This window comes from Rhodococcus sp. 05-2256-B1, from assembly GCF_002258465.1.
Lineage (GTDB): Bacteria > Actinomycetota > Actinomycetes > Mycobacteriales > Mycobacteriaceae > Rhodococcoides > Rhodococcoides fascians.
Genome location: NZ_NOZA01000011.1, coordinates 24,300 through 49,477, shown reverse-complemented (window position 1 = coordinate 49,477; position 25,178 = coordinate 24,300). Strand labels below are relative to the sequence as shown.

Below are 25,178 nucleotides of genomic sequence, written 5' to 3'. Positions count from 1 at the left end.
GACGGCCAGCGCGAGATCGGCAGATCGGGCTGCGCTGCAACGGTATCGAGTGCCGATGCGAACGAGTCGAGCAGCGATCGGGCACGCTCGTCGTCCACAGAATCGGGTAGATACGTCACCGACAGGTTCAGTTCATCGCCGGGATCCACTGCGATGGACACCGGGAACTCGGACCCATCGACGGTCGAGATGTGTCGCACGCGGCGCTCGTTCCCCGCCGACGTCGATTCTTGTCGTCCCGCAGGCCCGGCAGCGTTACGCAGGACGAGCAGGGTGTCGAACAGAGCCCCCGCACCGATGGCCTGCTGAATTCCACCGAGACCGAGGGTGTCGTGCGGCATCAGGTCGAGACGCTGATCCTGCACGCGCGCAGCCACATCGGTGACCGAATCGAATCCACCTGCCGTCACCCGGATCGGCACCGTGCTGATGAACGCGCCGATCGCGGTGTCGGAACCGGCCACATCCATGGGCCGACCGGCGACGGCGGTACCGAACACCACATCGGACCGCCCCACCACACGCATCAACACACTCGCCCAGGCCGCTGCGAGAACCGTGAACAGAGTCGAACCGGATCGACGTGCGTGCAGATCCAGCGCGCCGGACACCGCTGCCGTCACTCTGCGTTCGATCCTGCGGGGTGAACCGTCCCCACGGGTGGCCTCCGCGGCCACCGAGGTCGGGCTGTCGATATCGCCGAAGTACCGCTGCCACGCCTGCTCGGACTCGGCACGGTCGCGAGAAGCCAGCCAACGCAGATACTCACGGTAGCCGTGGTCCGGCGGAACGGGCGTGCCGTTCTCGTCGTGCTGCTCCAGGACTCGAGCCACGAGCAGTGCCGAGGATCCGCCGTCGAAGCACCCGAACCAGTAGGTGGTCAACAGTCGGTCGACCCCTCCGGGAAGGTGCACCAGGGTGACCCGAAACAGTGGCGGCGCAGCGATGTCGAACGAGAGCGCCCGGTCGTCCGCGAGAATCCGGCTCCATCGATCGTCCACCTCGCTCGCCGGGCACGCACGGAGATCCACCACCGTCAACGGTGCCTGCACCGCAGAGAGCACGACCTGGGCCGGCGCGGTGTCGTCCGGCGTCACGAAGGCCGTCCGCATCGCCGCGGTGGTATCGACGACCGATTGCAGAGCTCGCCTGATCCTGTCGTCGTCGAGGACGCGGTCGACCTCGACGACGGTGCGGACGGTGTACAGCTCGGTGGCATCGGCGTCGACACCTACCTGGAAGACGAGCCCGAGCTGCAGTGGTGACAGTGGCCAGACGTCGTCGATGGATCCGAATTGCTCCCTCAACGACTCGAATTCGGCGGACTCGACGTCTGCGAGTGGGCCGCGGCTCGCCTCGGGTGCGGCCTCGTCGCCTCGGGCACGCCGCAACCGCTCCTGCACCAACCTACGTCTGACGTCGTCGAGATCCATGGGTTCCTTCATCGAGTCGGCTGCTGTTGCGTGCACTGTGTGACGAGCAAGGACTTGTCCACTTTGCCGATGGCGGTGACGGGCAGCGATGTTCGTGTCACCACGCGATCGGGCAGTTTGAATCCGGCGCAGCCGGCCGCCGTCAGGAAGGCCCGCACGTCGGCGACGGTCGGACCGCTTCCGTTCGGCACCACGACTGCGCAGACACTTTCGCCCACAGCGGCATCGGGCACCCCGATCACCGCGACCCGCGCTACTGCAGGATGGGTGAGCAGCAGGTCTTCGAGCTCGTCGGCCGCGACGTTCTCGCCGTTTCGGGTGATCACGTCCTTGATGCGACCGGTGACGACGAGATGGCCCGACTCGAGCTCGCGCACCTGATCCCCACTGCGATAGAACCCATCCGGGGTGATGGCAGTCGTATTATGTTCTGCCGCAGAATAATAGCCATTGATGGTGTAGGGGCCCCGCGTCAGCAATTCACCGACTTCCCCGGGCGATACATCGTTTCCGTCCGCATCGACGACGCGCACCTCGTCCAGATGGGACAACGGCCTGCCTTGCGTTCCGATCACCAGTTCCGGGCTGTCCTCGGCTCGGGTGTAGTTCAGTAGTCCTTCGGCCATGCCGAACACCTGCTGCAGCCGGCATCCGAGCGCGGGCTCGACCAGCTTGGCGACCTCAGGTGCCAGCTTCGCTCCCCCGACCTGCAGCAACCGCAAGCTGGACAGGTCTGCATCCTCCCATTCCGTTGCCTCGCACCACAGATGAGTCAACGTCGGAACCAGCGCCGTGATCGTCACGCGATACCTCTCGATCAGCGCGAACGCGTGGTCTGGGCTGGCACTGCCGGAGAACACCACCGTTGCCCCTACCCCGAGGGCACCGAGCAGCCCGGGGCATGCGAGCGGAAAGTTGTGTGCAGCAGGGAGAACGGCGAGATACACGTCCTCGGGACCGAGAGCGCAGACCTCCGCACTGGCCCTGGCGTTGTATTCGTAATCGTTGTGCGTACGGGCAATCAGCTTGGGCAATCCCGTCGTGCCACCGGAGACCAGCAGTAAGGCAGGATCGGTCGGCCGGGCGCGCGGAAACTGTCGGGGCACCCCGGCCACCGCGGACAGAGAGGTATGGGACCCGCCGCCGTTCGATTCGGGTCCGGAACTGTCGACGAAGACGTGCCGAACACTCGTCACCGACGCGAGAACCTCATCGGCGAGTTCGCAATAGTCGAAGTCGCCGTCCCGATCGGAGATCACGTACGCCACCGCCGATGCGGTGGCGGCGAGATGGGTGATCTCACGTCGGCGATGTGCAGGCAGCGTCAGCACCGGGATCGCTCCGCATTCGAGCAAGGCGAACAGCACGACCGCAAAGTTCACGGAGTTCGGTAATTGCACGACCACCCGGTCGCCCGGTCCGATGCCGCGATCGGCGAATCCGGCTGCGACGCTCCGCACTCGTCGAAGCAGCTCGTCGTACCTCAGCTCCGTGCGATCGTCGACGACCGCCCTCGAAGGGCCGAACTGCGTCGCCCACGTTGCGAACACCTCTGGAAGGGTTTCACCTCGCCACAACCCGGCGTCGAGGTACCTCCGGGCACGCTCGTCGCCGAACGGTACGAAAGCGTCGACGTCGGCGTCCGGCTCGGCAAGTTCGGTCATGTTCTGCACCATGGATTCTCGTCCTCCGGGAATGCGAAGCGGGTCAGGAATGGTGTTCGAGCGCGGCCGACAGTTCGTCCTCCGACATCGCTTCGACCGACAGGAAGATCTCGGCGGTGGCTTCGAGGAATTCTGCGTCACCTTCTGCGTCGATCATCCGGTCCGCGAGCCCGGCCACGGTGGGTGCCGCGAACATCATGCGCACGGTGACCGACGTGATGTCGAAGGACTCGCGAATGCGGGCGACGATGGTCGTCGCCAGGACGGAATCGCCGCCGAGCGCGAAGAGCGTGTCCGTCACACCGATGCCGTCGACCCCGAGTACCTTCTGCCAGATCAGGGCGAGGGCGCTTTCGAGGTGAGTTCTGGGCGCAATCCGGGCATCGACCCGTTCGCTTTCTCCCGCTGCGCGACACAGCCGGACGACGGCAGCGGAGTCGATCTTGCCGTTGACGGTCAGCGGCAGCGCGGAGACCGTCACGATCTGCTCCGGCACCATGTGCGCTGGGAGACGCTCGGCGGCCCTGGCCCTCACGGCCGCTACCGTCTCACGGGGATCCGCGTCTCGATCGGTCGGCACCACGGCGGACAGCAGGATCGGAGCTGCGGTGCGGTCGACAACGGCTGCGGCAGTGGCCACCTCGTGATCCGCGGTGAGTGCCGCTTCGATCTCTCCGAGTTCGATCCGAAATCCGTTGATCTTGATCTGGTTGTCCACACGGCCCACGAATTCGACCATGGAGCCGGTCTCGGCCGTCGAGCCGGGGCAGTACCGAACCAGGTCTCCGGTGCGGTACCAGCGGTAGCCGTCGGCCTCGACGAAGCGCTCGTTCGTACGCTCGGGATCGCCCAGGTAGCCGTCGGCGAGACCGACGCCCGCGACCCACAACTCACCGGGCACCCAGTCCGGCACCTGGTTCCCACGCGCATCGACCACCCGAAGCGCCATCGACGCGAGCGGCACCCCGAACGGGACCGTGCGCCAGTTCGGATCGACGTCCACGACCTCACAGATGCTGTTGTGGATCGCGGTTTCCGTAGCGCCACCGAGTCCGGCGAACCGACATCCGGGAACCGCCGCCGTCAGCCGCCGGTAAAGGTCGATACTCACCTTGTCGCCGCCGAGCATGACGACCTCGAGCGAACCGCCCATATCGTCACCGGTGGACAGGATCATGTCCAGCAGCGGGGGCACGCAGCTGATCACCGTGACGCGATGCGCACGAATCAGCGCGGCCCAGCGCTGCGGATCCTTGCGCTCGTGTTCCTCGATGAGCACGGCCGTACCGCCGGCCGCGAACACCGAGAACAGGTCGAACGTGCACAGGTCGAAGTCCAACTCGGACAGGCACAATGGACGGTAGCCCTCGTTCAGGTCGAAACGTTCGACCAGATCCATGATCGTGTTCATCGCGGCTCGATGCGAGACCACAACACCTTTCGGTTCACCCGTGGAGCCGGAGGTGAAGATCATGTACGCGGGCGCGGTGTCGGGGCCGAGGTGCGGGGCGGGCCGAGGCTCACTCAGGATCGCGTGGGACACCGCGAGACCGTCGTCGCCCGACCCGCCGATCGTCACCGTGAACCCCGCTTTTCGGGCGATCAGCGCAGCACGGCTCGACGGTTGGTCGACGCCGATCGGTACGTACACCCCGCCCGCGGCCAGAACACCCAGGATCGCGATCACCTGATCGGGCCCTTTGGGCAAGGTCACGCCCACCGTGTCGCCCACCCCCACGCCGCGATCGGTCAGCGCAGCAGCTACTTTCAGAGCACGATCTCGTAAGTCTCCGTACGTCATCGACTCGTTCTCGCCCCACTCGAGCGCCAGCGCGTCGGGATGCTGCGACGCGCGATCGAAGAAGGCGCGGTGCAGAGTCTCGTTCCCGGCCGACTGCGACGCGTCCGTTCGGGGTACATCGGCTGACGGAGTTCGCGACATCAGCTGACGCGGTGGAACCAGCTGACCCACAGGCTCCGCCCACACGGAGTCACCGTCGACCACGAGTGCGCGAACCAGCGTCTCGAACGCGTCGAACATCGCGTCGGGAACTCCTGGGAGGAACTCGTTCTCGCGTATGTCCCAGTTGACCAACACGCCACCGTCGAGTTCGGTGATCTGCGCGTCGAGAACCACCTGCGGCCCCTGCGACATGATCCACACCGGATCACCGAAGACCTGCCGCGCGCGAGCGTCGAACAACTCGCCCAAACCGAGCGCGCTCGTGAAGACGACGGGAGCCAGCACCGGCTCTCCTCGACGGCGGCCGAGGTCGCGCAGCACCTCGACCCCGGAATAGTCGGCGTGCGAGGCGTCTTCGTGCAGTCGGGACCGGATCCGACGGGAACGTTCGACGAACGAGAGCGGCTCGCTCAGATCGACTTCCAGCATGACCGACGACGAGAAGTCACCGATGAGATTCTCGACGTCGGGATGCGTCGGAGCGCGATCGAACATTGGCACGTTGAGCAGAAACCGTTGTTCGCGAGACCAGGCACCGATCACCTCGGCGAACGCCGTGGCCACTGCCACCGCCGGGGTGACTCCGTGGGCTCTGGCGTGCGTCTGGAGATCGCCGTATGCCGCGGAGTCGAGATGAAATGCCCGACGCAATGCTACCGGAGCACCCGAATCATGTTCCAGCAACGGAAGAGTCGGCGCTCCGGGCAGTGAGTCGAGGCGCTCGGACCAGTAGCGTTCGGCCTGAGCACGGGCGCTGCGTCGATCGAGCGGCCGATCGGCGAGGTACCGCGAATAGCTGTACTCGATTGCCCGGAGGGGATCGCCGTCGTAGGCCCGCGCCAGGTCTGCAACCAGAATACGGAAACTCACTGCGTCGCCGGCGATCATGTCGATGTCCAGGTGCAGACGCGTGCGACCGTTCGGCAGGAGCGACAGATCGGCCGAGAACATCTCGCCCGCTTCGATATCGAGCATCTGGTGGGTCAGACGGAGCCGCGTTTCTTCGAGGCGGTCGGTCGGGTCGGACTCGGATCGTAGGTCGTGGACCGTCAACCCGCGCCACCCCGAGGTCGGTTCGATGCGCTGCTGTCCGTTGTCCGAAATCCGGGCCCGCAACATCTCGTGCCGTTGTGCGACGGCATCGAGCGCCGCACGTAGTCGATCGGGATCCACTGCCTCGCCGTCGAATTCGGTGTAGAGATGCGGTGCGACCCCACCGAACCGCTGCTCGGCACTGCGCCCGATCCAGTAGGCGTGCTGCAACAGTGCGAGATCGAACTCCGACGTGTCCGGTTCGACCAGAGTCGATTGCCGCTCGGGGTTTCGGGAACTCGATTCGGCCGAACCACCGATCAATTCGGACCAGGCAGAAATGTTCGGCTGCGCGGCGAGCTCGGCAAACGTCACCGTCGACCCCTGCTTGCGGAATCTCCCGACCAACCGCATCAGAACGATCGATTCGAGACCCAGCTCGAACAGATCCGCGTCCATCGACACAGCCCCGGGTTCCGCACCGATCAGTTCTGCAACCACCGCCCGCAGTTCGTCCCGTCCGATTCCCCGCTGATCCATTCGGTGAGTCCCCTTCGATCGACTGTGTTGCGTATGCGCGCGACCAGGCGATATCCAGAGCCAGTCCATAAGGAAAGGCTACCCTCGCTTAGTCGACCCTGAGGAGGCTAGCATCTGTGGGCTACCGCGAGGAGGGTGCCCTCGGCCCCTACCTCGACACCAGGAAGAACGGCGCTCCACTCGACATCGGCCATCTCGGCCTCGACGAAAGCAGACACGTGACACCGATTTCGAGCAGATTCGGCTCCGCACCCCGCGCCCTCACCGGAGGCATAGCGGTTCTCGTGCTTCTCGCTGCTGCCGCGTGCAGCAGCGGCACCACCGACACCGAGGACGCCGGCACCCAGGCCGTCGACCTGAACGCGAACCCCGCCGCGTGCAGTGCGAACGACCGCGTCGATTCGGTCGACCGAGCGTCCGGACCGTTCACATATACCGACGGCCGCGGACGGACCGTGTCCCTCGATGCACAACCGACCAGAATCATCGCCGACGAGGAATCCGCCGCTGCGCTGATGTCGTACGGAATCAAGCCGATCGCCATCTGGTCGACGACGCCGATGGGGACCAGCCCGATTCTGAGTTGCTCCGATCTGACGGGCATCGAATCGGTCGGCGAGACCTGGGGCACCTTCGATTTCGAGAAAGCCGCCAGCCTGGACCCGGATCTCGTCATCGGTGAGTTCAACCCGAGATTCGGCCAGTTCGGCAAGTTGACCACGACGGCCGATTCGTCCAAGGCCGACCCGATCGATCGGATCGCTCCCACCCTGGGGGTCACCTTGGACACGACGTCGACCGCGAAGACCATCGAGAACTACGCCGGGTTGGCGTCGTCGCTCGGCGTCGACCTCGACACCCCACAGCTGGCAGACATCAAGTCCGACTACGACGCTGCTGTCACCAACTTCAAGAAGGTTGCGTCCGAACGTCAGGACCTCACCGGAGTCGGAGTCTGGCCCCTCGACGTCGCCTACGTACTCGACCCGTCGGCGGATCCCGACTTCAGCGACTACGAAAGCTGGGGCCTGAAGATGTACACACCCGACGGCACCGACGACGGCTACTGGAAGAAGGTGTCCTGGGAGAACGTCTCGAGTGTCGATGCCGATGTCGCGTTCGTCTACCACGACGTTGCCAACGCATCCGACGTGAAGCTTGCCGACATCCCGAGCCGTTACCCCGGCTTCGACACCATCTCCGCCGTCGAGAAGCAACAGATGGTGCTGTGGGACTACGGCGCCAACAAGAGCTACAGCCGCTACACCAACACCATCAACGTCTACGCCGATGCACTGTCCAAGGCGCAGAAGGTCACTGCCGAGTAAGCGCGGCCGCGATCTCCGCCGCCAGTCGGTCGAGTTCGGATCGATGCGGCGACGACGGCCGAGCCCGCAGGCCGAATCCGTCGCCGATCATGCGCGGGATGACGTGCAGATGCACGTGGAAGATCTCCTGACCTGCCACCGTGCCGTCGGCGAGGAACAGGTTCACCCCGGCGACGCGCGGATTGCTCGCTCGCACAGCGGCAGCCACCTTCTGCCCGATAACGAACAGATGCGCACCGATCTCGGGCGGCAACTCGGCCAGCGTCCGATACTGCTGCTTGGGCACCACGAGCACGTGCCCGGTGGTGAGAGGCCTGATGTCCATGAACGCGATCGCGGTGTCGTCCTCGTGGACGCGCGACGCCTCGGCGGTCCCAGCAATGATCTCGGAGAAAATCGTGTAGGGGTTCACGGCATCGAGCCTAGGCGTGAGCGCAGACTGCACGAACGACACCGCGACTGCTGAAACTGCACGACTGACTCGACCCGACTACTGTTTGCCGATGAGCATCGGCGGGGTTCTCTTCGACATCGACGGCGTACTCGTCACGTCGTGGCAGGCGGTACCCGGAGCAGCCGCGACGCTGAAGTACCTGGACAACAACGACATTGCACGCGCGTTCCTGACCAACACGACCTCGAAGACGCGCGAGCAGATAGCGGCGGCATTGCGCGACGTCGGACTCGACGTCCATTCCGACGAGATCGTCACCGCCGCGTCGCTCACCGCGGATCATCTACGCGAGAACTACCCGGATGCTCGGGTGGTCATGATCAACAACGGCGAGATCGCGGCCGATATGCCGGGCATCGAATTCGTCGACGAGTCGTCCGGGGATCCGGATGTCGTGGTCGTCGGCGGTGCCGGCCCGGAATTCACGCACGAGCGTCTCAGTCGCGTCTACGACTGGCTGTGTCGCGGCATTCCCGTCGTCGCGATGCATCGATCGTTGATGTGGAGTACCGGTGGCGGGTTGCGCATCGACACCGGCATGTACCTCGCCGGGATGGAGCAAGCGTCCGGACACGCCGCGAAAGCCATCGGCAAGCCCGCTCCCCTGGGCTTCCGCACGGCGTCCGAGCGGATGGGCGTCGACCCGGACGACGTCGTCATGGTCGGCGACGACCTCGACAACGACGTCCTCGCCGCCCAGGTCGTCGGCATGACCGGTGTCCTGGTGCGCACCGGAAAGTTCCGTCAGGACGTGCTCGATCGACGCATCACCGACGAATTCGCGATGGAACCCGATCACGTGATCGATTCCGTCGCAGACCTGCCGGACGTCCTGATGTGACTGGAAACTCGCAGCCCACTACGAGTTTCCACTCACAACAGAGAACTCAGAGAATCGGCGACGGGCTGTAGGCCGCACCGGCCGGGAACTTCGCGATCAGCCGCTCCACGGCCGAGACGACCGCACTGACCTGAGCGTCCGCAGCGCCGACAAAGGCCGTCTTGTCGGCCAGCGCCGCATCGAGTGCAGCGCGGTCGAGCGGCAGGCGGTCGTCGGCGGCCAGGCGATCCAGCAGGTCGGGCTCGAGTCCCTGCTCACGCATGGCCAACGCGACGGCGACGGCGTGTTCCTTGATCGCCTCGTGCGCGGTCTCGCGGCCGACGCCTGCACGTACGGCCGCCATCAGCACCTTGGTCGTCGCGAGGAACGGCAGGTAGCGATCCAGTTCCTTGGCGATGACGGCGGGGTACGCGCCGAACTCGTCGAGCACGGTCAGGAAGGTCTCGATGAGACCGTCGATGGCGAAGAACGCGTCGGGCAGCGCGACGCGACGCACGACGGAACAGAAGACGTCGCCCTCGTTCCACTGAGCTCCGGCGAGCTCGGCGGCCATCGATCCGTAGCCGCGAAGCACCACCTGCAGGCCGTTGACGCGTTCACACGAGCGCGTGTTCATCTTGTGCGGCATCGCCGACGACCCGACCTGGCCGGGCTGGAAGCCCTCGGTGACCAGCTCGTGGCCCGCCATCAGGCGGACGGTGTGCGCGAACGACGACGGCCCGGCACCCACCTGGACCAGCGCGGACACGACCTCGTGATCGAGCGAGCGGGGGTACACCTGGCCGACGCTGGTGAGCGTGTGCCGGAAGCCGAGATGATCGGCGACGATGCGTTCGAGTGCGACGAGCTTCGCGGAGTCTCCGCCGAACAGGTCGAGCATGTCCTGCGAGGTGCCCATCGGCCCCTTGATACCGCGCAGTGGGTAACGCGCGATCAGTTCCTGCAGCCGGGACAGTGCGAGCAGCAGCTCGTCGGCGGCCGACGCGAAGCGCTTGCCCAGCGTGGTGGCCTGGGCGGCGACGTTGTGGCTACGACCGGCCATGACGAGGGAGGAGTATTCGGCGGCGCGTTCGGCCAACCGCTTCGCCACTGCGACACCGTGCGTGTGGACGTGTTCGAGCGAACGCAGAATCTGCAGCTGCTCGACGTTCTCGGTCAGGTCACGGCTGGTGAGTCCCTTGTGGATGTGCTCGTGACCGGCGAGGGCGTTGAACTCCTCGATGCGAGCCTTCACGTCGTGCCTGGTGACGCGTTCCCGCTCGGCGATCGATGCCAGGTCGACCTGGTCGGCGACAGCTTCGTAATCGGCGATCGCCGCGTTGGGCACGTCGACTCCGAGCGAGGACTGTGCGCGCAGCACGGCAATCCACAATTGCCGTTCGAGCGTGATCTTGTATTCCGGAGACCACAGCTCCACCAGTTCGGGGCTTGCGTAACGGGTGGCCAGGACATTCGGGATGCTCACGAGCATCCAGCTTACGTGGCCCAGTTGTCGGTCTCGGAAGACGACTGCACTGTTTCGAAAGTGGACTGCCGCCAACGACCTCCCGCGATCATCGCCGCGTGGAATAACATCACCGCATTCCGATGTTGCAGTCGCCGTGAGCCGAACAGTGAAGGTCGACATCTGGTCCGATATCGCGTGCCCGTGGTGCTTCGTCGGTAAGCGCCGTTTCGAGGCAGGCGCTGCGGAGTTCATCGCCGATGGCGGGACGCTCGAGGTGGAGTTCCACTCGTTCGAGCTGGCACCCGACACACCGGTCGACTTCGACGGCACCGAAGTCGACTTCCTCGTCTCTCACAAAGGCATGCCTGCCGCCCAGGTCACGCAGATGTTGGGGCAGATGACCGAGCTGGCCGCAGCCGAGGGGCTTGCGTACGACTTCGACGCCTTGCAGCACACCAACACCGTCAAAGCACACGAGCTCCTGCACTTCGCCAAGTCGAAGGGCAAGCAGGTCGAGATGAAGGAACGGCTGCTGGCGGCCTACTTCGAGGAGGGCCGCCACGTCGGACGTGTCGATGACCTCGCCGATCTGGCCACGGAGGTCGGCCTCGACCGCGACGAGGTGGTCGCGGCGCTGAAGTCCGAGGAGTTCCTGCCGGCAGTGCGCGCGGACAAGGAGCAGGCCATCGCCTACGGGATCAGTGGTGTGCCGTTCTTCGTGATCGACGGACGGCTCGGTGTGTCGGGCGCGCAGGAAGCGTCGGTGTTCACCGACGTCCTGCGCAAGGCCGCAGCCGGCTCGTGAACGGTCCATTGGAGATGGTCGGCGACGACCGCGGCCCCGTCTGTGAGGACGGTGTGTGCGAGGTGCCACCGATTCAAGACGCAGACTCGGACGAGAACGACTTCGGGCTGAACACGCCGGCCTGAGGGTGCCGGAGTCAATCGGCCGACACCTGTTCCGCCGGTGCCACGATGTCGATGACGGCCAACAGCATGCTCCGCGCCATTTCGCGCGGATCGGGATCCACCTCGCTGAGCGCGCCCACCACTGCACCGTCGACCACTGCCACGAGTCGTCGTAACTGCTCTTCCTGCACCGTTCGGCCGGATCTGCGGAGCACGTCGGTGAGCAGGTCGTCGATCTGGGCGCGCAGCCTCAACTGCACCTCGCGCAGTTCGGGATGCCGAGCCGACGCGATGAACCGCTCGTATCTCGCGACCAGTTGCTCGTGACCGCCCTGCGGGCCGATCAGCAGGTCGACGATGAGGTCGACGGTCGACTCCATCTTCTGCGAGCACTTGCCCTCGTCGTCGATACGTCCGCGCATGACGTCGATCTCGCGGGTCCCGACGACGTCGACCGCCGCGGCCACCAAGTCGCCGAGCGACTCGAAATAGTAGGTGGTCGACGCCAACGGCAGTCCGGCGCGAGCGGCCACCGACCGGTGCCGAACCGCGTCGAATCCACCCTCGACCAGCAGGTCTGCAGCCGCCGACGCCAGAGCGTGGCGGCGGCGCACTCCCTTCGGAGTCGCACCCGACACCTTGTGCTGCGACTCGGTCGGACCTGCGGACATTCCAGTCATCGTGCCAGCTCGCAGCCGTTCGTCGGACTGCTTTCGCGCTATGGAATTGTCAGTGTTCGTGGCTCATCGACCTATCGACCTTCGCTCCGACACCATCACCCGACCAGATTCGATCATGCGACAAGCAATGGTCGACGCCGAAGTGGGCGACGACGTCCTCGATCACGATCCGACGATGGCGGCGCTCGAGGAAAGAGTGGCGGATCTGCTCGGCTTCGAGGCGGCGCTGTGGGTGCCGTCCGGTTCGATGGGCAACATCATCGCGCTGATGCTCCATCTGCAGCGCGGCGATCGATTCCTGGCCCCGGAGCACGCGCACGTCCTGGGCTCCGAGCTCGGCACCGCAGCCTGGTTGGCGGGCGGAATGCCCGAAGCACTTCCTCACGACGGTGGCCCCGGACGCCCCCTTGCGTCGACGGTGCGTGCGGCAGCCGGCGGCGTCGGACCGTACTTCGCCCTGCGGACCACATTGCTCTCGCTCGAGAACACACACAATTTCGCCGGCGGTGCCGTGTTGGGACCGGACGAGTGGGCGGAACTCGTTGCTGCCGGACGTGACTCGGGATTGCGAATTCACCTCGACGGGGCTCGGCTGTGGAATGCCGCTGTGGCACTGGATGTTCCGATCGCGTCGTTGACCGCCGGCGCAGACACGGTGCAAGTATGCCTGAGCAAGGGGCTCGGTGCACCCGTCGGCTCGATGCTCGTCTCCGATGCGGCGCGAATCCATGAGGCCCGGCGTGTGCGAAAGATGTTGGGCGGCGGCGTGCGTCAGGGTGGCGTGCTCGCTGCGGCAGGGCTCGTCGCCCTTGATCGAATCGGCGATCTCGCCGAGGATCACGCAAATGCCTCGACGCTGGCACGCGGCCTTCGTGAACGGGGCTGGGAGGTCGCGGAACCTCAGACGAATATCGTGCTCGCCGCCGTCGCCGATCCTGTTCGGACGGTGACCGAGCTGGCCGATCTGGGCATCGCCGCCGTCACCGTCGCCGCCAAGGTGCGCTTCGTGACGCATCGCGACGTATCCGCCGCCGACATCGACGAGGTGCTGGAGCGGCTGCGCCGCATGTGAGCGCAGCGCTTTCCTGTCGTTCCGCAGGCTCCACTCCTGCCTCGTAGCCTGCTACGAGTTTCCATTCACATGCGACGTAGTCGCTCCAACGCTTCTTCGACGTCGGACGTGGTGCCCGCGAACGAGAATCGCACCGTGTGGTTCCCACGGACGGTGTCGAAGTCGACGCCGGGTGCCAACGCGACACCGGTCTCGGCCAGCACTCGGGCGCACCAACTACGCGAGTCGTCGGTGAGATGCGCGATGTCGGCGTACACGTAGAAGGCACCGTCGGCCGGAGCCAGATCGGTGATACCCAACGCAGGCAAACCGTCGAGCAGGATCCTGCGGTTGACGGCGTACCGCTCGACATGCGAATCCAGCTCGCGGCGCGACTCTTCGGTGAACGCCGCAATGGCTGCCACCTGCGAAATAGCCGGCGGGCAGACCGTCATGTTCGACGCCAAACGTTCGACGGCCCTGCGCAATCGGGCCGGCAGCAGCATCCAGCCCATGCGCCACCCCGTCATCGAGAAGTACTTGGACACCGATCCGATGGCCACGGATTCCTTCGACGTCTCCCACGCGCTCGACGTGTGCGCATCGCCGTAGGAGATGCCGTGATAGATCTCGTCGGAAATCAACAGGGTTCCGTGCTCGTCGCACCAGCGTGTGATGGCGGCCAGCTCGTCGGGGTCGATGATCGTGCCGGTGGGATTGGCCGGACTGGCAACGATGAGCCCGGCAGGCGGCTCCGGTAGTTCGTCGAGCATCGCGACGGTGGGCTGGAACCGTGTCTCCTCCACACAATCCAGTTCGACGACGCGACAGCCCAACGCCGCCAACGTGTTTCGATACGCCGGGTACCCGGGCCTGGCCATGACGACGGTATCCCCCGCGTCGAACGCAGCGAGGAACAACAACGTGAATGCGCCCGACGACCCGGTGGTGATCACCACGTCGCCGGCCTCGACGGTGATGCCGTACCGCGTGCTGTGGTACTCCGCGATCGCTTGCCGTAGCGGCAGAATGCCCAGCGTCTCGGTGTACCCGAGCAGATGCGAATCCAGCGCGTCTCGGGTGGCGCGCAACACCGGCTCGGGTGCCCTGGTCGACGGCTGACCTGCGGCGAGCGACAGCACATCACCGTGAGTACGCGCCCGCTCGGCCGCCGCGGCGAACACATCCATCACGTGGAACGGCTCGACCTTCGATCGCTGCGATTCACTGTGCATTCCATCGACACTACTGACCTCATCGCCCACTATTCGCACTACCACACGGCATACCGTCGGAGTCCTCGCAAAGTGTGACCTGAGGTCAGTTATCCACAGGAATCAAGGCTATCCACAATTCGCGAATCTCTCTCCCGCGACGACTATTTCGACGCAAGGCTGTGCGAATGACGGTGTACACGCAACAACAACTACTCGATTCGGGAATGACCAGAGGAGCTATCACCTACCGCACCAAGACCGGAAAGTTGACGCGAATACTGCCTGCCATCTACTGCACCGGCGAGCCCGATTTCCGCGACCGGTGCGCCGCGGTCACGTTGTGGCAACCGAAAGCCGTGCTCAGTCACCTGACGGCTGCGTGGTGGTGGACCCTGCTCGACCACGAACCGGAGCAGGTTCACGTCACGATCGCTCGCTCTACAAAACGGGCAGGCCCGCCGTGGGTTCGCCAATACCGCCGAACCCTGATCGAGTCCAGCTACGTCGATCTGCTTCCCGTTGTCACGATCGAACAGTGCATCATCGACGCTGCAGCCATGTTGCCCACGACTGCACTGGAGCAATTCTTCGACGCCGCACTCACGCACAAGGTCAGCTGGCGGGCGGTTGCGCTGCAGTGTGAGGAGTCTGCGGGGATGGCCGGGATTGCAGCGGTGAGAAAACAACTACGCGTGTGTTGTCCACGCACCTTGTCCGAGCCGGAGCGAATAGTGGCGCGCGCACTCACGGCGCGGGGCTACCACTTGGAAATCAACGCCGAGGTGGGCCGGTACTTTGCCGACCTGATGGACCGGAGGTCACGGGTGATCGTGGAGATAGACGGCCGTGAGTTCCACGTAGAGTCCAAGGTGTTCACCAGCGATCGAGTTCGGCAGAACTCTCTGCAACTCGACGGTTGGTTGGTTCTGCGTTATTCGGCAGCGATGGTGATGAGCAACCTCGCTTACGTGGTGGACCAGATCATCGATACGGTGCGTCGACGCCGGAAGGCACTGACCTGAGCGCCCACAATTCGCTCCCAAAATCGGGAAAAGGTGTTTCAGCACGAATAGTGGGCGCTGAGGTCACCTACAGCGAGATGCGACCCTCCACGGCAGCGAGGCCGATGTCGGTGCGGAAGTGGCTGCCCGGCAATCGGATTCCGGCGATCCGGGAGTAGGCGTCATCTCGGGCGGCGGTGAGGTCGAATCCTGTGCCGACGACGCTCAGCACGCGTCCACCCGCGGAGACGACCGCGCCGTCCTTCACAGCGGTGCCGGCATGCAGGACGCCTTCGCCCTCGGAGCCGAGGATCTCGTCACCGGTGCGGGGGCGACCGGGGTAGTTCTCGGCGGCGATGACGACGGTGACCGCCGCGCCGTCCTTCCAGCGCAGAGGCGGCAGTGACGCCAGCGTGCCGGTGGCCGTCGCGTTCAGCGCCTCGCCGAGCGGTGACTCCAGCAAGGCCAGCACCGCCTGAGTCTCGGGATCGCCGAAGCGACAGTTGAATTCGACGACGGCCGGGCCGTCGGCACCCATCGCGAGACCGGCGTACAGCAGACCCGAGAACGGCACTCCACGCTTCACCATCTCGGCCGCAACGGGTTTCACCACGTCACGGACGATCTCGTCGACCGCACCTTCGGGCAACCATGGGAGTGGGGTGTACGCGCCCATGCCACCGGTGTTGGGGCCGGTGTCTCCGTCGCCGACGCGTTTGTGGTCCTGCGCGGGCAGCAGCGGCACCACGGTCTCGCCGTCGACGAGGCAGAACAGGGACACCTCGGGGCCGTCGAGGAACGACTCGAGCAGTACCGGGTGACCGTTTTCGAGGAGTTCGGCGGCGTGGTCGCGAGCGACGAGGCGGTCGGTGGTGACGACGACGCCTTTGCCTGCTGCGAGTCCGTCGTCCTTGACGACCCAGTTGGGGCCGAATCGGTCGAGGGCGGCATCGAGCAGTGCGGGCGAGTCGACTATTTCGCTGTGTGCGGTTCGCACGCCGGCCTGTGCCATGACGTCTTTGGCGAAGGCCTTGGATCCTTCGATGCGTGCGGCGTCGGCCGACGGGCCGAATGTGGCGATGCCGGCTTCGCGCAGAGAATCGGCCACTCCGAGAACCAGGGGCACCTCGGGGCCGATGACGACGAGGTCCACCTCGAGCTTCGTGGCCAGTGCTGTCACCGCCTCACCGGATGCCACGTCGACGGCGTGCTGTTCGGCGAGCGTGGCCGTGCCTGCATTGCCGGGAGCGACGAACAGCTTGTCGACCGACGGGTCGGCCTTCAACGCAAGTAGAAGGGCGTGCTCACGAGCACCGGAACCTATGACGAGTACGCGCACAGTGCATCAGACTATCTGCTCGACGCCGACGGGCCCCGCACCTGTCGTGATGCGGGGCCCGTCGGGGATGGCGAGATTACTGTGTCAGGTCGTACAGCGTGACGTTGTCGACGGTGGTCGCGGTGAAGTTCTCGGTCACCCATGCCGAGATTTCGGCCGAGGAACCCGACTCCCTGCCACCCATACCGCCGCCTCCGATGAAGTAGTGGATTCGGCCGTCGGCCACGTACTGCTGGAACTCGGCGAGGGTCGGCGACGGGTCGGTTCCGTTGAAGCCGCCCACGGGCATGACGGGATCCTCGGTGGCCAGTTGATAACCCGCCGCGGTGTTGGCACCGATGGCCGCCGCCACCCAGGTGTACGAACCTGCGTCCTGTTCGAGCATTGCGGTGACCTCGGCGGTCGGGGTGCTGCCTTCGAGCAGTCCACCCATACCGCCGCCCATGCCCATCTCGGCTCCGCCCGGCAGCTGGCCGGCCTGACCCGGGAGTCCCGCCGGTGGCTGCATTCCGGCCGGCATCTGTGCACCGGGAGGCAACTGCATTCCACCCGGCAGACCACCCTGCCCGCGCCGGCCCTCACCCATGCCGCCGAATCCGCGCATACCGGTGTTCGGCCCGGCGGACACGATCGATCCGGTGTGCGGGGTGCCGATCGTGTCCACCGCGTACGCCGTCGGCCCGGCCAGTCCGGCGAACATCACCGCGAGAATCGCGACCGCGGCGAGCCTGCCGCGAGTGAGGGCCGGAATCAGCAGAGCCACCACCGCCACCACACCGACGACCAGGATCGCCCACTTCAGCCACGGCACGAAGCTCGCGCTACGGCCGAGCAGCACCCACGCCAGTGCGACGGTCGACGCCACCGCGAGCGCCATCGCGATCCGGACCCACAACCGCTGTCGTTCGCGCCACAGCATCACACTGCCGATACCCACGAGCGCAGCGACGGCAGGCGAGAGTGCGACCGTGTAATACGAGTGGAAGATGCCGGCCATGAAGCTGAACGTCAGACCGGTGACGAGCAGCCATGCGCCCCAGACGATCAACGACGCGCGTTGCGCATCGGTGCGAGGGGCTTTGCCTCGCAACACCAGTCCCGTCACCAGCAGCAACAATGCGGCAGGTATGAGCCAGGCGATCTGGCCGCCCTGGGAGGCGTCGAACATGCGGAGGATGCCGGTCTCGCCCCACATCGACCCGCCGCCACCACCGCCGCCCGGGGTGACGCTGCCGGTCTCGTTGCCACTGAGTCGACCCAACCCGTTGTAGCCGAGAGTCAGTTCCAGAATCGAATTGTTCTGCGAGCCACCGACCCACGGCCGCGAGGATGCCGGCCAGAATTCGACGATCAGCAACCACCAACCGGCCGAGACGATCATGGCTCCGAGTGCGGCGAACAGTTGCAGCACTCGAGTGCCGAGTTTGGGCGGCCCGGCGATCAAGTACGTCAAGGCCAGCGGCGGTACGACGAGCATCACCTGAAGCTGCTTGGTGAGAAAGCCGAATCCGACGAACATACCGGTGATCAACAGCCACTTGGTCTTTCCCGATTCGACGCCTCGCAACATGGCCCAGACGGCGGCGATCATCAGTAGCCCCAGCAACGCGTCGGGATTGTTGAACCGAAACATCAGTGCGGCAACGGGAGTCAGCGCCAGCACCAGTCCGGCGAGCAGCCCGGCGGACGCACCGAATCGGCGGACGACGACGGCTCGGAGCAGCGCAACGGAGGCGACTCCGAGGAGCGCCTGCGGCACCAGCATCGCCCAGGTGTTGAGCCCGAACACCCGCACCGACAACGACATCAGCCACAGTGACATCGGCGGCTTGTCGACGGTGATGGAGTTGGCCGCGTCGGAGGATCCGAAGAAGAAGGCCTTCCACGACACCGAACCTGCTTGTATCGCTGCGGAATAGAAGGAGTTGGCCCAACCCGAGGCACCGAGTCCCCAGATGTATGCCACGCCGGTGCCGATCAGCAGAGCGGCCAACCCGAGGAGTTCCCACCGCCGGGAGGTCGCCGGCTCGGTCGGCGCGGCCGCGGACGGCCGTTCGATCGTCGTGGTCATCGGTTCTCCCCCAAAGGATCGGACACCGAAAGATCGGACTCCGAAAGATCGGACTCCGGATTACGGAAGACCCACCGCAGTGCGACGAATCGGCACACGGTGGCAACGAGATTGGCGACGACGAGAACGGCGAGTTCGACGTGCCGCGACACGTCCGGGGACCAGGCGTGCAGTACCGCGAGCGAGCCGCTGGTCATCAGCAGCGCGACACCGAAGATCGCCAGACCCTGCAGCTGGTGCTTACCCGCGCTCGCGGGCCCTCGGACGCCGAAAGTGAAGGCACGGTTGGCCGCTGTGTTCAGTATCGCGGTGATGAGCAGTCCGGCGAAGTTCGCGGCCTGTGCTCCGATCATGGGATGCAGCACCAGATACAGCAGTGCGTAGGCCACGGTGCTCGCGACACCGATGATGCCGAATCGCACCAGCTGGCCGATCATTCCGTGCGGTACACCGGCCACGAGCGGCTCCCGTCCCAGGCTTCGACGCAGTTCGGCGACGGGGAGCATTCCGGTCGCAAGGGCACGACCGACGCGCCAGCATCCCTGCAGATCCTTGACGGCGGTATCGAGGAGGTGGACGCTGCTGTCGGGGTCGTCGACCCAATCGACCGGCACCTCGTGAATCCGTAGGCCGACCTTATCGGCGATGACGAGCAGTTCGGTGTCGAAGAACCATCCGGTGTCTTCGACGAGTGGAAGCAACTGGCGAGCAACATCGGTGCGCATCGCCTTGAACCCGCACTGAGCGTCGGAGAAGCGGGCGCGCAGCGAGGTGCGCAGGATGAGATTGTAACTGCGCGAGATCAATTCACGTTTCACTCCGCGAACGACCCGGGACGACCGGTTCAGCCGAGAGCCGATGGCGAGGTCCGAGTGACCCGACAGCAGTGGAGCGACGAGCGGCATGAGGGCGTTGAGGTCGGTGGACAGATCGACATCCATGTAGGCAACGACGTCGGCGTCGGACACGAGCCACACCGCTTTGAGCGCCCGCCCGCGTCCCTTCTCGTCGAGATGATGAACCCGAACTCCGTCGATCTCGTCGGCGAGCCGATGCGCCACCGCGAGGGTGCCGTCGGTACTTGCGTTGTCGGCGATGGTGATTCGCGACCGAAACGGGATCCTTTCCTCGAGATGCTCGTGCAGTCGACGAATGCACTGCTCGAGATCCTCCTCTTCGTTGTACACCGGGATGACCACCTCGAGCGTGGCCGTTGCGTTCGAGCCGGGCCGGTGGTCTCCTGCTCGGGCGAGGTAGTTCGTTGTCATGAGGCAACACTCGTGTGTGCAGCTGGACCCACGCTGCGACGAACCTGGCAATCACCTGGGAGACGCCCCAATAAGGCATTCTGTTCCCATGGCTTCTATTTTCAGCAAGATTATCGCAGGCGAGATTCCCGGACGGTTCGTCTGGCAGGACGACGACGTCGTGGCGTTTCTGACGATTGCGCCCGTCACTCAGGGACACACGTTGGTGGTTCCGCGTGCGGAGATCGATCAGTGGCAGGACGTCGACGGTGCCGTGTTCGCCAAGATCACTGCGGTCGCGCAGATCATCGGTCAGGCTGTCAGGACGGCGTTCGACGCGCCCAGGGCCGGGCTGTTGATCGCCGGTCTCGAGGTGCCGCACCTGCATCTGCACGTGTTTCCGGCGTACGACATGGGCAATTTCGATATCTCCGGTGCGGATCCGAACCCGTCCGCGGAGTCACAGGACGAGGCTGCCGACAAGCTTCGAGCAGCGCTACGCCACCTCGGGCACGAGGCTCACGTCCCTAACTGATGCGCCTCGCTCAGCGCAGAGGTGCCAGTAGCCGTCGGCGCGTTCGTAGCTGCGTCGATACCGCGTCGGATCGGTTGTCCGGGTCGTAACCCGGTCCGATGTCGGTATCGATGTCGCGTGGGCCGGGTGCGACGCCACACTCGGGGCACAGTCCGAGCGGTCCCAGATCTGTCCCGCAGGTCGCATGCAGAAATCGGCGACGTGTGCCCGTGGGCTTCGGGTTCTGTTCCTCACCCCAGTAGCTCAGGGCGTAGACGGCCGGCCACAGTCCTTCGAGGGCGTGCGTCGGGACGTAGTCGTCGTGGCCGCCGCCATGGGCTCGGGCTTGCCGGTCGAGCAATCCGGCGTCGACCAGGGTGCCGAGCCGTTGAGCCAGAACTGCCTTGGAAATGTCGAGGTGGACCTGGAAGTCGCCGAAGCGCCGGACCCCGAAGAAGCTGTCGCGCACGATGAGCATGGTCCAGCGCTCGCCGACGAGTTCGAGCGCGCGGGCCAAGGGGCAGTCCTGGCGGGCGTAGTCGGTTCCGAGTGCCATGCGCCGATCGTACAGTCTGTTGACCGAACCAAGTTGGCCGTTTACAGTTCGATCACCAGACCAGAGAGACGACGATGACCGACACTGCACCCACGCCCGCCGGCACCACGAACGGCACCCGCGCACTGGCCGTCGCCGCATCGGGCACCTTGTTGACGCTGATGGCGTTCACCGCTCCGCTCGCGACGATCAACAGCACCGCGCTGGACCTGATGTCGGACGCAGCGGGACGGACCTGGATTCTGAGCTCGATGAGCATCGGTCTCGCCGCCGCGTTGCTCACCACCGGGACCGTCGCAGACGACTTCGGCCGTCGCCGCACCTTCGTACTCGGAGCAGCCGTTCTGGCCGTCGGCGCCATCGTTTGTGCCGTCTCTCCCAACACCCTGATCTTCGTCCTCGCCCGCATCCTGCAGGGCCTCGGCGGCGCGGCGGTCGTCGCGTCGAGCCTCGGCATCATCGCGCACACGCACCCCGCGGGGCCGGTGCGCGCCAAGGCCAGCGGAGTCTGGGGTGCCAGCGTCGGGGCCGGTATCGCGCTCGGACCGCTGCTCGCCGCGCTTCTCGACCGATGGGCCAGCTGGCGGGAGGCGTACGTGGTCCTCGCGATCGCCACTCTCGTGCTCGCCGTCGTCGCGCAGCTGCGCGTCGAAGAATCCATGTCCGACGCCCCGCGTGGGCTCGATCCCCTCGGTGCGCTGCTGTTGGCCACGGGCATTGCCGCGTTGCTGGCTGCGTTGGTCGAGGGCAGGCAGGGCTGGACCGCCGTCACTCCCATCGTTCTGTTCGTCCTCGCCGCACTACTCCTGGCCGCCTTCGTGATCCTCGAATTACGCAGCGCAACAGCGATGCTGGATCTCACCCTCTTCCGCCACCCTCCGTTTCTCGCCGCCACGGTCGCCGCTCTGGCCACAGGCGGCGGAATCATCGCACTGATGTCGTACATGGCCGGGTTCGTGGGCACCGCGCTGGGCATCGATGCCCTCGGGGCAGCAATTCTGCTGTTCGCGTGGTCTGCGACCTCGGTCGTTACCGCCCTGCTGGCTCGGCGAATCCCGGCCGCGGTCAGCGGCCGGACCCAGCTCGCCGCCGGACTGATCGGAGTGGCACTGGGCATGGTGATGCTGACGGGCCTCGCCGCGGACGCCGGCTGGCCTCGGCTGCTGCCGGGACTGCTCGCGGCGGGCGTCGCCAGTGGCATCCTCAACGCCGCGCTGGGGCGCGAGGCCGTGGCCAGCGTCCCGGTCGGACGCGGCGGTATGGGCAGCGGGGCCAACAACACCGCGCGCTACGTCGGATCCGCTATAGGGGTCACCGTCGTTGCTGTGGTTGCCGTGCCGGCCGGCGATCATGCCGCGGCCGCTCTGGTCACGGGGTGGAACACCGCGGCTCTGCTCACCGCGGCCATTTCGCTCGTCGGAGCTGCGGTCGTAGCGATGTCACGCACCCGGCGGTAGCGAGTACTCCTGCTCTGGACGCCCGGTCGATCCGTACCGCAGTTGCATTCGCAACCGCCCCTTGGACACCAGGGTGGCCAGATACCGCTGGGCCGTCGCTCGCGATATGCCGATGGCCGCAGCAACTTCTCCGGCCGACATCGGCTCCGCCGTTCCGCGCACCGCGTCGAGCACCAGGTCGCGGGTGACCGACTGCGAGGCCGGTAACGGAGCCGCAGCGCGCGGGCGGAGGGCGTCGAGCCCACCGTCGATGTCCGCCTGAGTCAGTTCGTCTGTACGGTCGAGCGCGCCGCGGTATGCAAGATACCCGGTGAGGCGATCGACCAGCGCCGAGCGCGGAAACGGCTTGATCAGATACGTCCATGCGCCCGCGGTCATCGCCGAGCGCACCGTGTGCTGATCCGCAGCAGCGGAGAGCACCACGGCGTCACACGGCAGCTCTCGCACCAGGTCGATACCGGACCCATCCGGCAGATAGACGTCCACCAGTGCCAGGTCGAACGACTGTGTCGTCAGCAGCTCGCGTGCCTGGGCGATACTCGTCGCCACTGCGGCCACCTCGTACCGGTCGAGCGAATTCACCAGTGCGGCATGCAGATCTGCGACCCGGAAGTCGTCGTCGACGACGAGAACTTTCATTGCGTCACCTCTTCGATCAGTAGTGCGTCGGGAATCGAGGCGATGAACACTGCGCCCCCGCGGTCGTTGTCGGCGGTGATCTGCCCGCCGGCATCGGCCAACGTCACCTCTCCGCCACGGGTTCGCGCGATCTGTCGGCTCAGTGCCAGTCCCACGCCTCGGCCACCCGGCGTGTCCGCCGTCGATTTGGTCGAGACTCCCTCGACGAACACCTGCTCGGGTGCCAACGCAACGCCGTCACCCGAATCGACGACGACGATATGCAGGGTCGAATCCTCCTGCACCAGCTCGACTTCCACTTCGGCAGGTCGACGTGCACCGAGCCGTGCTGCGTCGATGGCGTTGTCGATCAGGTTGCCCAGCACGGTGGTGACATCCACCGGTCCGACCAGTTCTCCACCGACCCAGGTGTTCTCCCCCAACACCAGTCGCACGCCACTCTCGCGCGCGTGTGCCGCCTTGGCCGTGAGGAAGGAACGTAGGTAGGCGTCGGAGACCGCATCGATGCCCTCGACCGCCTCCGATCTCGGTCCGACACCGAGAATCTCGTCGATGTACTCCGACGCCCGATCGGGGTGGCCCTCGTGCAGCAGCCCACTGACCAGATGCATCCGGTTCGCGAACTCGTGTCGCTGGGCGCGCAGCACCGCGGACATCGACTGCACCGCGTCGAGTTGACGCGTCAGTGCCTCCACGTCCGTTCGATCTCGCACGGTGAGTACCGTTCCCAGATCTCGATTGTCACGCAGCACCTTTCGCGCAGCCGCGATGACGACGACCTCGTCGACGGCCGCGAGTACCGGCTCGCCCGTAGGGATCTCGATGACCTCGAGCAATCTGGGCGTCAGACCGATGTCCTCCACGCGCATTCCCGGCTTCCCCTCGATCGAGAGCAAGGTGCGCGCCTCGTCGTTGACGACGGTGACGATGCCGTCCGGATCGATGGCCACCACGCCTTCGCCGATGCCGTGCAGCACCGCCTCCTGCTCGCGCACGAGCTCGGCGAGTTCCTCGGGTTCGAGGCCCAGGGTCAGCCGCTTCCACCTGCGCGCCAGCAGGATCGAGCCCAGCACACCCAACAGCAGGACTGCGCCGGTGACCAGTGCGCCGTTGATCAGATCCTTCACCAGCTCGGTTCGCACTGCCGTCGTGGAGATTCCGACGCTCACTTCGCCGATCACGACGTCCGCCGAGCCGAGAGCCAGGATGGGCACTTTGGCACGGACGGAGTCGCCCAGTGTGCCGCGTTGGGATTCGACGACCTCGTTGCCGGCCAACGCCCCGGACGGATCGGTGCTCACCCGTTGTCCCAGGACGGTCGGATCCGGATGTGCCAGGCGCAGTCCCCGGTCGTCGGTGATGACGACGAACAGTGCATCGGTGCGCTCCCGGGCGCTTTCGCCCGTCCGTTGCAGTGCACCGCCTGCCAGCACTCCCGCCGGCGCAGCATCGGTCCCCGCGGTGTCCGCGGCCGAGAACTGCCCCACGAGCGAACGCACCTCGGGGTCGGAGGCCACGGTCCGCGCGACCGCGAGTGCCCGCTCGCCGTACTCCTCGCTGGCCTGTTCGCCGCTACTGATCGCGAATACTCCGAACGCCACTGCCAGCGCCACCGCAACCAACGCGGCCTGCAGCAGCAGCACTTGAGTCCTCAATCGCACCAGCCAAGGCTAGAGCGAGAGCTGCTCGAGCACAATGCGCAAAAGGCTCTTTACGTTGCTTGCGCGGGTAGTGCGCACAACGGCGAACATGTGATGCCGGTTACGTAACTTCAGTCACAACACGTAGTCCAACC

The 25,178-nt window shown here is 65.6% G+C and carries 19 protein-coding genes and 1 pseudogene; 7 read left to right on the top strand and 13 right to left on the bottom strand.

Annotated elements, in window-relative coordinates:
* Nucleotides 1-20 precede the first annotated feature (20 nt).
* The 3 genes and pseudogenes from CH285_RS28770 to CH285_RS02170 all read right to left on the bottom strand — a co-directional run.
* Nucleotides 21-1,433 (bottom strand): annotated as a pseudogene (locus CH285_RS28770) (condensation domain-containing protein); the annotation flags it as partial.
* A gap of 8 nt (nt 1,434-1,441) precedes the next feature.
* Nucleotides 1,442-3,097 carry a (2,3-dihydroxybenzoyl)adenylate synthase gene (locus CH285_RS02175; protein ID WP_094644594.1) on the bottom strand — a complete coding sequence of 552 codons (1,656 nt, stop codon included), beginning with the start codon at nt 3,095-3,097 and terminating at the stop codon, nt 1,442-1,444.
* A gap of 43 nt (nt 3,098-3,140) precedes the next feature.
* On the bottom strand, nt 3,141-6,632 hold the full coding sequence (locus tag CH285_RS02170) for a non-ribosomal peptide synthetase (RefSeq protein ID WP_094644425.1): 3,492 nt from the start codon (nt 6,630-6,632) through the stop codon (nt 3,141-3,143).
* Between the two features lie 116 nt (nt 6,633-6,748).
* Here CH285_RS02170 and CH285_RS02165 point away from each other — a divergent pair, with 116 nt between their 5' ends.
* Entirely contained in the window at nt 6,749-7,960 is a 1,212-nt protein-coding gene (locus tag CH285_RS02165) for an ABC transporter substrate-binding protein (RefSeq protein ID WP_094644424.1), read from the top strand.
* Here the strand turns inward: CH285_RS02165 and CH285_RS02160 are convergent.
* A complete protein-coding gene (locus tag CH285_RS02160) occupies nt 7,947-8,372 on the bottom strand; it encodes an HIT family protein (RefSeq protein ID WP_094621587.1) in 426 nt (141 codons plus the stop codon). The two genes, CH285_RS02165 and CH285_RS02160, sit on opposite strands and share 14 nt — an antisense overlap.
* 91 nt (nt 8,373-8,463) lie before the next feature.
* Here CH285_RS02160 and CH285_RS02155 point away from each other — a divergent pair, with 91 nt between their 5' ends.
* Nucleotides 8,464-9,255: an HAD-IIA family hydrolase gene (locus tag CH285_RS02155; protein ID WP_032381794.1), complete on the top strand. Its 792-nt coding sequence runs from the start codon at nt 8,464-8,466 to the stop codon at nt 9,253-9,255.
* A 46-nt stretch (nt 9,256-9,301) separates the two neighbouring features.
* On the opposite strand, the gene purB is transcribed toward CH285_RS02155, so the two are convergent.
* The gene (purB, locus tag CH285_RS02150) at nt 9,302-10,726 is read right to left on the bottom strand and encodes an adenylosuccinate lyase (RefSeq protein WP_032367933.1); all 1,425 of its coding nucleotides are present in this window, start codon (nt 10,724-10,726) and stop codon (nt 9,302-9,304) included.
* 130 nt (nt 10,727-10,856) lie between these two features.
* Between purB and CH285_RS02145 the strand changes: the two genes are divergently transcribed.
* On the top strand, nt 10,857-11,507 hold the full coding sequence (locus CH285_RS02145) for a DsbA family oxidoreductase (RefSeq protein ID WP_176458421.1): 651 nt from the start codon (nt 10,857-10,859) through the stop codon (nt 11,505-11,507).
* Between the two features lie 136 nt (nt 11,508-11,643).
* Here the strand turns inward: CH285_RS02145 and CH285_RS02140 are convergent, their stop codons facing one another.
* The gene (locus CH285_RS02140) at nt 11,644-12,291 is read right to left on the bottom strand and encodes a TetR/AcrR family transcriptional regulator (protein WP_032367536.1); all 648 of its coding nucleotides are present in this window, start codon (nt 12,289-12,291) and stop codon (nt 11,644-11,646) included.
* 58 nt (nt 12,292-12,349) lie between these two features.
* Between CH285_RS02140 and CH285_RS02135 the strand changes: the two genes are divergently transcribed.
* Entirely contained in the window at nt 12,350-13,363 is a 1,014-nt protein-coding gene (locus tag CH285_RS02135) for a GntG family PLP-dependent aldolase (protein WP_255032205.1), read from the top strand.
* A gap of 65 nt (nt 13,364-13,428) precedes the next feature.
* On the opposite strand, the gene CH285_RS02130 is transcribed toward CH285_RS02135, so the two are convergent.
* Nucleotides 13,429-14,577, bottom strand: coding sequence for a pyridoxal phosphate-dependent aminotransferase (locus CH285_RS02130; protein WP_094644421.1), 1,149 nt, complete (start codon nt 14,575-14,577; stop codon nt 13,429-13,431).
* Nucleotides 14,578-14,744: 167 nt separating this feature from the next.
* Between CH285_RS02130 and CH285_RS02125 the strand changes: the two genes are divergently transcribed.
* Nucleotides 14,745-15,581 (top strand): DUF559 domain-containing protein, encoded by an 837-nt coding sequence (locus CH285_RS02125; RefSeq protein ID WP_094644420.1) that lies wholly within the window; start codon nt 14,745-14,747, stop codon nt 15,579-15,581.
* A gap of 67 nt (nt 15,582-15,648) precedes the next feature.
* Here the strand turns inward: CH285_RS02125 and purD are convergent, their stop codons facing one another.
* The 3 genes from purD to CH285_RS02110 form a co-directional block, all read right to left on the bottom strand.
* Nucleotides 15,649-16,899, bottom strand: a complete 1,251-nt coding sequence (purD, locus tag CH285_RS02120) for a phosphoribosylamine--glycine ligase (RefSeq protein WP_094644419.1) — start codon at nt 16,897-16,899, stop codon at nt 15,649-15,651.
* A 76-nt stretch (nt 16,900-16,975) separates the two neighbouring features.
* Complete coding sequence (locus CH285_RS02115; RefSeq protein WP_094644418.1) at nt 16,976-18,970, bottom strand: glycosyltransferase family 39 protein; 1,995 nt, start codon at nt 18,968-18,970, stop codon at nt 16,976-16,978.
* On the bottom strand, nt 18,967-20,238 hold the full coding sequence (locus CH285_RS02110) for a bifunctional glycosyltransferase family 2/GtrA family protein (RefSeq protein ID WP_094644417.1): 1,272 nt from the start codon (nt 20,236-20,238) through the stop codon (nt 18,967-18,969). Before CH285_RS02110 ends, CH285_RS02115 begins: the two co-directional genes overlap by 4 nt.
* Nucleotides 20,239-20,326: 88 nt before the next feature.
* Here CH285_RS02110 and CH285_RS02105 point away from each other — a divergent pair, with 88 nt between their 5' ends.
* Nucleotides 20,327-20,752, top strand: a complete 426-nt coding sequence (locus tag CH285_RS02105; RefSeq protein ID WP_027495798.1) for an HIT family protein — start codon at nt 20,327-20,329, stop codon at nt 20,750-20,752.
* A 10-nt stretch (nt 20,753-20,762) separates the two neighbouring features.
* On the opposite strand, the gene CH285_RS02100 is transcribed toward CH285_RS02105, so the two are convergent.
* Entirely contained in the window at nt 20,763-21,287 is a 525-nt protein-coding gene (locus CH285_RS02100) for a winged helix-turn-helix transcriptional regulator (protein WP_032367528.1), read from the bottom strand.
* Between the two features lie 74 nt (nt 21,288-21,361).
* Between CH285_RS02100 and CH285_RS02095 the strand changes: the two genes are divergently transcribed.
* Nucleotides 21,362-22,744, top strand: coding sequence for an MFS transporter (locus tag CH285_RS02095; protein ID WP_094644416.1), 1,383 nt, complete (start codon nt 21,362-21,364; stop codon nt 22,742-22,744).
* Here CH285_RS02095 and CH285_RS02090 read toward each other — a convergent pair.
* Together CH285_RS02090 and CH285_RS02085 are read right to left on the bottom strand one after the other, a co-directional pair.
* Entirely contained in the window at nt 22,727-23,383 is a 657-nt protein-coding gene (locus tag CH285_RS02090) for a response regulator (RefSeq protein ID WP_032388913.1), read from the bottom strand. The two genes, CH285_RS02095 and CH285_RS02090, sit on opposite strands and share 18 nt — an antisense overlap.
* Nucleotides 23,380-25,044 (bottom strand): sensor histidine kinase, encoded by a 1,665-nt coding sequence (locus CH285_RS02085; RefSeq protein WP_094644415.1) that lies wholly within the window; start codon nt 25,042-25,044, stop codon nt 23,380-23,382. Before CH285_RS02085 ends, CH285_RS02090 begins: the two co-directional genes overlap by 4 nt.
* Between the last annotated feature and the right edge of the window lie 134 nt (nt 25,045-25,178).